8 protein-coding genes are annotated in these 11137 nt (G+C 67.4%); 7 read left to right on the top strand and 1 reads right to left on the bottom strand.

Annotated elements, in window-relative coordinates; translation table 11 throughout:
* Positions 1 to 186: 186 nt before the first annotated feature.
* Entirely contained in the window at positions 187 to 843 is a 657-nt protein-coding gene (locus C7444_RS17780; RefSeq protein WP_110402199.1) for a GntR family transcriptional regulator, read from the bottom strand.
* Between the two features lie 218 nt (positions 844 to 1061).
* On the opposite strand from C7444_RS17780, the gene scpA reads away from it, so the two are divergent.
* The 7 genes from scpA to C7444_RS17745 all read left to right on the top strand — a co-directional run bounded on the left by scpA (position 1062) and on the right by C7444_RS17745 (position 11096).
* Complete coding sequence (gene scpA / locus C7444_RS17775; RefSeq protein ID WP_110402198.1) at positions 1062 to 3224, top strand: methylmalonyl-CoA mutase; 2163 nt, start codon at positions 1062 to 1064, stop codon at positions 3222 to 3224.
* A 10-nt stretch (positions 3225 to 3234) separates the two neighbouring features.
* Positions 3235 to 3720: a GNAT family N-acetyltransferase gene (locus C7444_RS17770; protein WP_110402197.1), complete on the top strand. Its 486-nt coding sequence runs from the start codon at positions 3235 to 3237 to the stop codon at positions 3718 to 3720.
* Positions 3720 to 4796: a methylmalonyl Co-A mutase-associated GTPase MeaB gene (gene meaB, locus C7444_RS17765; protein ID WP_110402196.1), complete on the top strand. Its 1077-nt coding sequence runs from the start codon at positions 3720 to 3722 to the stop codon at positions 4794 to 4796. Before C7444_RS17770 ends, meaB begins: the two co-directional genes overlap by 1 nt.
* Before the next feature lie 21 nt (positions 4797 to 4817).
* A complete protein-coding gene (locus tag C7444_RS17760; RefSeq protein ID WP_110402195.1) occupies positions 4818 to 6350 on the top strand; it encodes an acyl-CoA carboxylase subunit beta in 1533 nt (510 codons plus the stop codon).
* A gap of 125 nt (positions 6351 to 6475) precedes the next feature.
* A complete protein-coding gene (locus C7444_RS17755; protein ID WP_110402203.1) occupies positions 6476 to 8551 on the top strand; it encodes an acetyl-CoA carboxylase biotin carboxylase subunit in 2076 nt (691 codons plus the stop codon).
* Between the two features lie 29 nt (positions 8552 to 8580).
* Positions 8581 to 9042 carry a VOC family protein gene (locus C7444_RS17750; protein WP_110402194.1) on the top strand — a complete coding sequence of 154 codons (462 nt, stop codon included), beginning with the start codon at positions 8581 to 8583 and terminating at the stop codon, positions 9040 to 9042.
* A gap of 158 nt (positions 9043 to 9200) precedes the next feature.
* Complete coding sequence (locus C7444_RS17745) at positions 9201 to 11096, top strand: propionate--CoA ligase (protein WP_110402193.1); 1896 nt, start codon at positions 9201 to 9203, stop codon at positions 11094 to 11096.
* The last annotated feature ends 41 nt before the right edge of the window (positions 11097 to 11137 follow it).

Genomic DNA, 11137 nt, shown 5'->3' with positions numbered 1-11137 from the left:
CACCGCCTCCTGCACCGTGAATGCAGCGATGCCGCGCGGCACCGGAACTTCGAACTGGCGCAGGATTTCCTTGCCTTGGTACTCGTGGATTTTCACAGGGTGGGCTCCTCTTGAGGTGGTGAACTGGGGGGTGGCGCCGGGAACTGTGCGCTCCCAAGCTGACCGAGAACTGAGCGGGTGGGTGCTTCAGTCCGGCGCGGCGGCGGCCAGACCGTTGGCGAAGTGCTGCTGCATCAGGCGCACCGCCTCGTCGGCCTGGCGAGCCGCGATGGCGTTCATCAGCGCGCGGTGCTCGGCCAGCGACTCCTCGATGCGGCCTTGCCGGAACAGCGAGTGGTGGCGGTTGAGCTTCATCACCTTGCGCAGATCGCCGACGATCTGCTGGCACCAGCGGTTGCCGCCCAGCACCAGCAGCTGCATGTGGAAGGCCTCGTTGGTGGCGAAGAAGAACTCGCGCTGGCGCACCTCGTGCTCCAGGCGCTCGTGCAGCTCGCGCAGCCGGGTGATGTCCTGGTCGCTGGCGTGGCGCGCGACCTCGCCGGCGGCATCGGACTCGAGCAGCGCCAGCAGGTGGTAGACCTGGCGCACGTCCTGGCTCGACATCTCGGTGACATAGGCGCCGCGGCGCACCTTCATCGTGACCAGGCCTTCGACGGCCAGCACCTTCAGCGCCTCGCGCAGCGGCGTGCGGCTGATGCCGTATTCGGCGGCGAGCTTCTGCTCGTCGATCCAGCTGCCGGGCTCGAGCTCCCGGTCGAAGATCTGCTGACGCAGGCGTTCGGCCACCTCCTGGTACAGGGCGCGCGGGGCAAGGGCGGTGTCAGAGTGTGGGGCCAAGATCATGTCTGGATGAACTGCAACGACGGCTTGAATTCATAATTATGCATCATGTATCATGATGGAACGCCCCTGTGATCCATCGTCCACGGTGACGGCCCGGGTGGGCCGGTGCCTCCTGATCCTGCTCGGGCCCCGCTCTGCGGAGCGGTCCGTGGTCCGTCTGTCCTGAACCCTGAGATGCGCTCGCCGTCACTGGACGGCACGAAGCGCCGGAGCCTCTGATGTCGTCTGTGCCGCAATTCAAGACCGCTACCCTCGAACAGTGGGCCGCCGCAGCCGCCAGGTCGGCGCCTGGCGGTCGTGTCGATGCCCTGAACTGGGTCACGCCCGAAGGCATCGAGGTCAAGCCGCTCTACACCGCGGCCGACACCGCCTCGCTGCCCTACGCCGACACGCTGCCTGGTTTCGAGCCCTTCGTGCGCGGCCCGCAGGCCACGATGTACGCGGTGCGGCCCTGGACCATCCGCCAGTACGCGGGCTTCTCGACCGCCGAAGAATCGAACGCCTTCTACCGCCGTGCGCTGGCCGCTGGCGGGCAGGGCGTGTCGGTGGCCTTCGACCTGGCCACGCACCGCGGCTACGACAGCGACCATCCGCGCGTGACGGGTGACGTCGGCAAGGCCGGCGTGGCCATCGACTCCGTCGAGGACATGAAGATCCTGTTCAACGAGATCCCGCTCGACAAGGTGTCGGTCTCGATGACGATGAACGGCGCGGTGCTGCCGGTGCTGGCGGGCTACGTCGTCGCGGCCGAAGAGCAGGGCGTGTCGCAGGACCAGCTGTCGGGGACCATCCAGAACGACATCCTCAAGGAGTTCATGGTCCGCAACACCTACATCTACCCGCCCGAGCCGTCGATGAAGATCATCGGCGACATCATCGAGTACACGGCGCAGAAGATGCCCAAGTTCAACTCGATCTCGATCTCGGGCTATCACATGCAGGAAGCCGGCGCCAACCAGGCGCTGGAGCTGGCCTTCACGCTGGCCGATGGCAAGGAATACGTCAAGACCGCCATCGCCAAGGGCATGGACGTGGACGCCTTCGCCGGCCGCCTGTCGTTCTTCTGGGCGATCGGCATGAACTTCTATCTGGAGATCGCCAAGATGCGCGCCGCGCGCCTGCTGTGGTGCCGGATCATGAAGGGCTTCGACGCCAAGAACCCGAAGAGCCTGATGCTGCGCACGCACTGCCAGACCTCGGGCTGGTCGCTGACCGAACAGGATCCGTACAACAACATCGTGCGCACGACGGTCGAGGCGATGGCCGCGGTGTTCGGCGGCACGCAGTCGCTGCACACCAATGCGCTCGACGAAGCCATCGCGCTGCCGACCGCGTTCTCGTCGCGCATCGCCCGCAACACGCAGCTCATCATCCAGGAAGAGACCCACATCACCAGCGTGGTGGACCCGTGGGCCGGCTCCTACATGATGGAGTCGCTGACCCAGGAGATGGCCGACAAGGCCTGGGCCATCATCGAGGAGGTCGAGGCCATGGGCGGCATGATCAAGGCTGTCGACTCGGGCTGGGCCAAGCTGAAGATCGAGGCCAGCGCCGCCGAGAAGCAGGCCTGCATCGACTCGGGCAAGGACGTCATCGTCGGCGTCAACAAGTACAAGCTGGCCAAGGAGGATGCGATCGAGATCCTGGACGTGGACAACGTCAAGGTGCGCGAGTCGCAGATCAGCCGGCTGCAGCAGATCCGCGCCACCCGGGATGCCGCCGCGGTCCAGGCCGCGCTGACGGCGCTGACCGAGGCCGCCCGTGCGGGCACCGGCAACCTGCTCGACCTCGCGATCCAGGCCACGCGCCTGCGCGCCACGGTCGGCGAGATCAGCGATGCGCTCGAGGCGGTCTACGGCCGCCACCGCGCCGACATCCAGAAGGTGACCGGTGTCTACGCCGCGGCCTACGACTCGGCCGAAGGCTGGGAGAAGCTGCAAGGCGAGATCGCTGCCTTCGCCAACGAGCAGGGCCGCCGCCCGCGCGTGATGATCGCCAAGCTCGGCCAGGACGGCCACGACCGCGGCGCCAAGGTGGTGGCCACCGCCTATGCCGACCTCGGCTTCGACGTCGACATGGGCCCGCTGTTCCAGACGCCCGAGGAGTGCGCCCGCCAGGCCATCGAGAACGATGTGCATGCCGTCGGTGTTTCGACACTGGCCGCTGGACACAAGACCCTGGTCCCGGCGATCATTGCCGAGCTGAAGAAGCAGGGTGCCGACGACATCATCGTGTTCGTCGGCGGGGTCATCCCGCAACAGGATTACGGCTTCCTCTATGACTCGGGCGTGAAGGGCATCTACGGACCCGGCACGCCGATACCGGCGTCGGCCAAGGATGTACTGGAGCAGATCAAGTCGAACCTCGCCACCACCGCCTGAGACCCGGCCGATGAAAGCTCCTCAGGTGAACGTGCAGCAGCTCGGGCTCGAGCCGGCCGATGACGGCGATTTCGAGGCCCTGCTGGCCCTGCGCATCGCGGCGATGCGCGAAGGCCTGGAGCGCCTCGGGCGCTTCGATCCGGCACGGGTGCGCGAGCGCCTGGGCCGCAGCTTCTCCCCGGCCAACACCCGCCACATCCTGCTCGACGGCCAGCGTGTCGGCTTCATGGCCGTCACGCGCGGCGAGTCGATGTGGCGGCTCGACCACCTCTATGTCGACCCGGCCTGCGCCGCGCAGGGCATCGGTGGCTGGGCGCTCGGCCGCATCCTCGGCGAAGCCGACGCCGAAGGCGTGGCGGTGGCGCTGACGGCGCTCAAGCGCAGCGACGCCAACCGCTTCTACGAACGCCACGGCTTCCGCCGCATCGACGAGAACGACTGGGACGTGCACTACCTGCGTCCCGCGCAGAATCGCTCCCCACGCCAGGAGTCCTGATGAACGCACCAGGTACCCCAAGGCCGGTCCGCGAGGACCCGGCCCTGGCAGCCTTGGCCGCTGCCGTGCTGCAGGGTGATGCGGCGCCCCGTCGCCGGGCCGTCGCCAAGAGCATCACGCTGCTCGAATCGACCCGACCCGACCACCGCGAGCGGGCCGACCAGCTGCTGACCACGCTGCTGCCGCACACCGGTCGCAGCTTCCGCCTGGGCATCTCGGGCGTGCCGGGCGTGGGCAAGTCGACCTTCATCGAGGCGCTCGGGCTGGACCTGATCGCCCGCGGCCATCAGGTGGCGGTGCTGGCGATCGACCCGTCGTCGACCGTCTCGGGCGGCTCCATCCTCGGTGACAAGACCCGCATGGAGCGCCTGTCCATGCACCCGCAGGCCTACATCCGCCCCAGTCCGTCGAGCGGCACGCTCGGCGGCGTGGCCGAGAAGACGCGCGAGGCCATGCTGGTGTGCGAGGCCGCCGGCTACGACGTCGTCATCGTCGAGACGGTGGGCGTGGGCCAGAGCGAGACGGCGGTCTCCAGCATGACCGACATGTACACGCTGCTGCAGTTGCCCAACGCCGGCGACGACCTGCAGGCCATCAAGAAGGGCGTGATGGAGCTGGCCGACCTGGTGGTGATCAACAAGGCCGACCTCGACCCCCACGCCGCCACGCGGGCGCAGGCCCAGATCGCCTCGTCGCTGCGCCTGTTCGGCCTGCATGGCCATCCCGACCCTGCGTCGCACGACCAGCCGCTCTGGCATCCGCAGGTCATGCAGCTCAGCGCGCTGAAGGGTTCGGGCCTGGACGAGTTCTGGCAGCGGGTCATGCGCTACCGCGAGATCCAGACCGCCAACGGCCAGTGGGCGGCCCGGCGCCGCCAGCAGGCGCTGGCCTGGATGTGGGACGCCATCCACGCCGGGCTGCGCCAGCGCTTTTCCCACCACCCGGCGGTGAGGTCCGCCCTGCCGGCGCTGACCGGCGCCGTCGAATCCGGCCAGGTGGCCGCCTCCACCGCTTCCCGCCAGCTCCTGGGCCTGTTCACCGGCGAGTCCGGTGGCCGCCCGCCTCTTTCAGTCTGACTCCCGAAGAACGGAGATTCCATGCACGACATCATTGAACAGCTCGAGAAGAAGCGCGCCGCGGCGCGTCTGGGCGGTGGCGAGAAGCGCATCGCCGCGCAGCACAGCAAGGGCAAGCTGACCGCCCGCGAACGACTGGAACTGCTGTTCGACGAAGGCACCTTCGAAGAATGGGACATGTTCGTCGAGCACCGCTGCGCCGACTTCGGCATGCAGGACCAGAAGATCCCCGGCGACGGCGTGGTCACCGGCTACGGCATGATCAACGGCCGCCTGGCCTTTGCCTTCAGCCAGGACTTCACCGTCTTCGGCGGCGCCCTGTCCGAGGCCCATGCCGAGAAGATCTGCAAGGTGATGGACCAGGCCATGAAGGTCGGCGCGCCGGTGATCGGCCTCAACGATTCGGGTGGCGCGCGCATTCAAGAAGGCGTGGCCTCGCTCGGCGGCTACGCCGAGGTGTTCCAGCGCAACGTGATGGCCTCGGGCGTGATCCCGCAGATCAGCATGATCATGGGCCCCTGCGCCGGCGGCGCGGTGTACTCGCCCTCGATGACCGACTTCATCTTCATGGTGAAGGACAGCTCGTACATGTTCGTCACCGGCCCCGAAGTGGTGAAGACCGTGACGCACGAGGAAGTCACCGCCGAGGAACTGGGCGGCGCCAGCACCCACACCACCAAGAGCGGCGTGGCCGATCTGGCTTTCGAGAACGATGTGGAAGCGCTGCTGATGCTGCGCCGCTTCTTCAACTACCTGCCGCTCAACAACAAGGAAAAGCCGCCCGTGCGCCCGAGCGGCGACGCGGCCAACCGCATCGACCTGTCGCTCGACACGCTGGTGCCCGAGAACCCCAACAAGCCCTATGACATCAAGGAATTGATCGTCAAGGTGGTGGACGACGGCGATTTCTTCGAGCTGCAGCCCGACTACGCCGCCAACATCGTCATCGGCATGGCGCGCATGGAAGGCCGCACGGTGGGCATCGTCGCCAACAACCCGCTGGTGCTGGCCGGCTGCCTGGACATCAAGAGCAGCATCAAGGCCGCCCGCTTCGTGCGCTTCTGCGATGCCTTCAACATCCCGGTGATCACCTTCGTCGACGTGCCCGGCTTCATGCCCGGCACCAGCCAGGAGTACGGCGGCATCATCAAGCACGGCGCCAAGCTGCTCTACGCCTACGCCGAATGCACCGTGCCGAAGGTGACGGTGATCACCCGCAAGGCCTACGGCGGCGCGTATGACGTGATGAGCTCCAAGCACCTGCGCGGCGACGTCAACTTCGCCTGGCCGAATGCCGAGATCGCGGTGATGGGCGCCAAGGGTGCGGTGGAGATCATCTTCCGCGAGGACAAGGGTGACCCGGCCAAGCTGGCCGCCAAGGAAGCCGAGTACAAGGCCCGCTTCGCCAACCCCTTCGTGGCGAGCGCGCGCGGCTATGTGGATGACGTCATCCAGCCTCATGAAACCCGCAAGCGCATCTGCCGCTCGCTGGTGATGCTCAAGGACAAGAAGCTCGACAACCCCTGGCGCAAGCACGGCAACATTCCGCTGTGATCGCGTAGGTGGCTTGCGCGGGATCGGCTGGCATGGGCCATGGGCTCCGTGTCCCCCGGCCTGCGGCCTCCTCCTTGACCTACGCCCATGGCCCATGCCAACCGATCCCCGAAGTGGAGCTCGTCATGTTTAAGAAGATCCTGATTGCCAACCGCGGCGAGATCGCCTGCCGCGTCATCAAGACCGCCCAGAAGATGGGCATCAAGACGGTTGCCGTCTATTCCGAGGCCGACAAGGACGCCCGCCACGTCGAGCTGGCCGATGAGGCCGTGCTGCTGGGCCCGGCGCCTTCGCGCGAGTCCTACCTCGTGGCCGACAAGATCATCGCCGCCTGCAAGGCCACCGGCGCCGAGGCCGTGCATCCGGGTTACGGCTTCCTGTCCGAGAACGAGGCCTTCGCCAAGCGCTGCGAGGACGAGGGCATCGCCTTCATCGGCCCGCGCCACTTCAGCATCGCGGCCATGGGCGACAAGATCGCCTCGAAGAAGCTGGCCAACGAGGCCCGCGTCAACACCATCCCGGGCTACAACGACGCCATCGACACGCCGGAACAGGCCGTCGAGATCGCCAAGGGCATCGGCTACCCGGTGATGATCAAGGCCTCGGCCGGCGGCGGCGGCAAGGGCCTGCGCGTGGCCTTCAACGACAAGGAGGCCTTCGAGGGCTTCTCCTCGTGCCGCAACGAGGCGCGCAACAGCTTCGGCGATGACCGCGTGTTCATCGAGAAGTACGTGCTCGAGCCGCGCCACATCGAGATCCAGATCCTGGGCGACAGCCACGGCAACGTGCTCTACCTCAACGAGCGTGAATGCTCGATCCAGCGCCGCCACCAGAAGGTGATCGAGGAGGCGCCGAGCCCCTTCATCAGCGACGCCACCCGCCGCGCGATGGGCGAGCAGGCCGTGGCGCTGGCCAAGGCGGTGAAGTACCAGTCGGCCGGCACGGTCGAGTTCGTGGTCGGCAAGGACCAGGACTTCTACTTCCTCGAGATGAACACCCGCCTGCAGGTCGAGCACCCGGTGACCGAGTGCATCACCGGCCTGGACCTGGTCGAGCAGATGATCCGCGTGGCCGCGGGCGAGGCGCTGAGCTTCACCCAGGCCGACGTGAAGAAGGTCGGCTGGGCGATCGAGTGCCGCATCAACGCGGAAGACCCGTTCCGCAACTTCCTGCCCTCGACCGGCCGCCTGGTGCGCTACGCACCGCCGGCCGCCGACCTGGAGCAGGGCACCGAAACGCTGCAGGGCGCGGCCTATGCCGACGGCCGCTTCGGCGGCGTGCGCGTGGACACCGGCGTCTACGAAGGCGGCGAGATCCCGATGTTCTACGACTCGATGATCGCCAAGCTCATCGTGCACGGCACCGACCGCAACGACGCCATCGCCAAGATGCGCGCCGCGCTCAACGGCTTCGTGATCCGCGGCATCAGCAGCAACATCCCCTTCCAGGCCGCGCTGCTGGCGCATCCGAAGTTCGTCACCGGCGAGTTCAACACCGGCTTCATCGCCGAGCACTACGGCCAGGGCTTCCGCGCCGAGGACGTGCCGCACGACGAGCCGCTGTTCCTGGTGGCGCTGGCCGCTTTCGTGCGCCGCAAGGCCCGCGAGCGGGCCGCGGGCATCAGCGGCCAGCTGCCCGGCCATGAGGTCGCGCACAGGAATGAACTGGTGGTGGTGCAGCTGGGCGCCGAAGGCCGCCATGTGCATCACGACGTGGTGCTGGGGGAGTTCGACCCCGTGACCGGCACGGCCGACGTCAGCGTCGGCGGCAAGACCTTCGCGATCCAGAGCCACACCAAGCTGGGTGAGCTGCTGATGGTGGGCACCTGCAACGGCCAGCCCTTCAGTGCCCAGATCGAACGGGCCTCGGCCCGGCAGCCGCTGGCCATGCGCGTGGCCCACAACGGCACGGCCATCGATGCGCTGGTGCTGCTGCCGCGTGCGGCCGAGCTGATGAAGCTGATGCCCTACAAGGCCCCGCCCGACCTGAGCAAGTTCCTGCTCTCGCCGATGCCCGGCCTGCTGGCCGACGTGCCGGTGAGCGTGGGCCAGAAGGTGCTGGCCGGCGAGAAGCTGGCGGTCATCGAGGCGATGAAGATGGAGAACATCCTCGTGGCTGCGCAGGACTGCGTCGTCAAGGAGATCCGCGCGCACAAGGGCGAAAGCCTCAGCGTCGATCAGGCCATCATCGCGTTCGAATGACCCCGGGCTTCACAGCGAGAGAACATGAGATGAGCAAGCCATTTCGCATCCTGGGCATCCAGCAGATCGCCATCGGCGGGCCGTCCAAAGACCGGCTGAAAAGCCTGTGGGTGGACATGCTGGGCCTGACGGTCAAGAGCACCTTCGTCAGCGAGCGCGAGAACGTCGACGAGGACATCTGCGCGCTGGGCAGCGGCCCGAGCGCGGTCGAGGTCGACCTGATGCAGCCGCTGGATCCGGACAGGAAGCCGGCGGTGCACGCCACGCCGCTCAACCACGTCGGCCTGTGGGTCGACGACCTGCCGCGGGCGGTCGAGTGGATGACGGCCAACGGCGTGCGCTTCGCGCCGGGCGGCATCCGCCCGGGGGCCGCGGGCCACGACATCACCTTCATCCACCCCAAGGGCAACGAGCAGTTCCCGGTGGGGGGCGAGGGCGTGCTGATCGAGCTGGTGCAGGCGCCGCCCGAGGTCATCGCCGCCCTCGGCTGAGATCGACGTGAGCCCGCGGCCTTTCATCGCCTGATTCGTGGCGGCGATGCGCTGGCGCAAGTCTTTTCGGGGGTAAACCGCCCTTTGACAGCGACTCGTCAGGCGCATGATTTTGAATTAAGAATTCATCAGAGCACCCGCCGAGCAGGAGACAGACCATGAGCAACTACGCCGAATTCCACCGCCGCTCCATCGAAGACCGCGAGGGGTTCTGGGGCGAGCAGGCCCGGCTGATCGACTGGCACCAGCCCTACGACCAGGTCTGCGACTACAGCAACCCGCCGTTCGCCAAGTGGTTCGCCGGCGGCCTGACCAACCTCTGCCACAACGCCGTCGACCGCCACCTCAAGGACCGGGCCGACCAGAACGCGCTGATCTTCGTCTCGACCGAGACCGACACCGAGAAGACCTACAGCTTCCGCGAGCTGCATGCCGAGGTGCAGCGCATGGCCGCCATCCTGAAGAGCCTGGGCGTGGCCAAGGGTGACCGGGTGCTGATCTACATGCCGATGATCGCCGAGGCCTGCTTCGCGATGCTGGCCTGCGTGCGCATCGGGGCCATCCACTCGGTGGTGTTCGGCGGCTTCGCCAGCCACTCGCTGGCCAGCCGCATCGACGACGCCACGCCCAAGGTCGTCATCAGCGCCGACGCCGGCATGCGCGGGGGCAAGGTCGTGCCCTACAAGCACCTGCTCGACGACGCCATCGGGCTGGCCGCGCACCAGCCCGCCGCGGTGCTGATGGTCGACCGCGGCCTGTCGGCCTGGCCGAGGACCGAAGGCCGCGACGTCGATTACGCGACGCTGCGCACCCGGGAGCTCGACACCGTCGTGCCCTGCGAGTGGGTCGAGTCCACCCACCCGTCCTACATCCTCTACACCAGCGGCACGACCGGCAAGCCCAAGGGCGTGCAGCGTGACACCGCCGGCTACACCGTGGCCCTGGCCGCGTCCATGAAGCACATCTACATGGGCAAGCCGGGCGAGACCTACTTCTCTACCTCCGACATCGGCTGGGTGGTGGGTCACAGCTACATCATCTACGGCCCGCTGATCAACGGCATGGCCACCATCATGTACGAGGGCCTGCCCACGCGGCCGGACGCCGGCATCTGGTGGAGCCTGGTCGAGAAATACAAGGTCTCGGTCATGTTCAGCGCCCCCACCGCGGTGCGCGTGCTCAAGAAGCAGGATCCGGCCTTCCTGACCAAATACGACCTGTCGACCCTGAAGGCGCTGTTCCTGGCCGGCGAGCCGCTGGACGAGCCCACCGCCAAGTGGATCGCCGAGGCGCTGGGCCGCCCGATCATCGACAACTACTGGCAGACCGAGACCGGCTGGCCGATCATGGCCATCTGCAACGGCGTCGAGCCCGCGCCGACCAAGTTCGGCTCGCCCGGCCAGGCCGTCTACGGCTACGACGTCAAGCTGATCGACGAGACCACCGCCGAGGAGATCACCGAGCCCAACCGGAAGGGCGTGATCGCCGTCGACGGCCCGCTGCCGCCGGGCTGCCTGCAGACCATCTGGGGCGATGACGAGCGTTTCGTCAAGACCTACTGGTCCAGCATCCACGGCAAGACGATGTACAGCACCTTCGACTGGGGCATCCGCGACGAGCAGGGCTACTACTTCATCCTCGGGCGCACCGACGACGTCATCAACGTCGCCGGCCACCGCCTGGGCACGCGCGAGATCGAGGAGAGCATCTCCAGCCACCCCAATGTGGCCGAGGTGGCCGTGGTCGGCGTGGCCGACCCGCTCAAGGGTCAGGTCGCCGTCGCGTTCGCCGTGCTGAAGGACCCGAGCCAGGTGGCCACCGAGGCCGACGCCAGGAAGCACGAGGCCGAGATCATGAAGGTGGTCGACGAGCAGCTCGGCGCCGTCGCGCGCCCGGCCCGGGTGCGCTTCGTCAGCGTGCTGCCCAAGACCCGCTCGGGCAAGGTGCTGCGCCGTGCCATCCAGGCCGTCTGCGAAGGCCGCGAGACCGGTGACCTGACGACGATGGAGGATCCGGCCGCGCTCACGCAGATCAAGGACCTGATCACCGGCTGAGCCACCCGGGGCTGAGCCGGCGCACCGGAGAGGGCCACCTG

Origin of the sequence: Sphaerotilus hippei, assembly GCF_003201595.1 — a bacterium.
Taxonomy (GTDB): domain Bacteria; phylum Pseudomonadota; class Gammaproteobacteria; order Burkholderiales; family Burkholderiaceae_C; genus Sphaerotilus; species Sphaerotilus hippei.
This window is presented reverse-complemented; position numbering and strand designations above follow the sequence as displayed.

Excerpts from the sequence above, each read along its gene's own strand:
- C7444_RS17770 (WP_110402197.1), top strand. The coding sequence starts at position 3,235 with ATGAAAGCTCCTCAGGTGAACGTGCAGCAGCTCGGGCTCGAGCCGGCC.
- scpA (WP_110402198.1), top strand. The coding sequence starts at position 1,062 with ATGTCGTCTGTGCCGCAATTCAAGACCGCTACCCTCGAACAGTGGGCC.
- C7444_RS17760 (WP_110402195.1), top strand. The coding sequence starts at position 4,818 with ATGCACGACATCATTGAACAGCTCGAGAAGAAGCGCGCCGCGGCGCGT.
- C7444_RS17750 (WP_110402194.1), top strand. The coding sequence starts at position 8,581 with ATGAGCAAGCCATTTCGCATCCTGGGCATCCAGCAGATCGCCATCGGC.
- C7444_RS17780 (WP_110402199.1), bottom strand. The coding sequence starts at position 843 with ATGATCTTGGCCCCACACTCTGACACCGCCCTTGCCCCGCGCGCCCTG.
- C7444_RS17745 (WP_110402193.1), top strand. The coding sequence starts at position 9,201 with ATGAGCAACTACGCCGAATTCCACCGCCGCTCCATCGAAGACCGCGAG.
- C7444_RS17755 (WP_110402203.1), top strand. The coding sequence starts at position 6,476 with ATGTTTAAGAAGATCCTGATTGCCAACCGCGGCGAGATCGCCTGCCGC.
- meaB (WP_110402196.1), top strand. The coding sequence starts at position 3,720 with ATGAACGCACCAGGTACCCCAAGGCCGGTCCGCGAGGACCCGGCCCTG.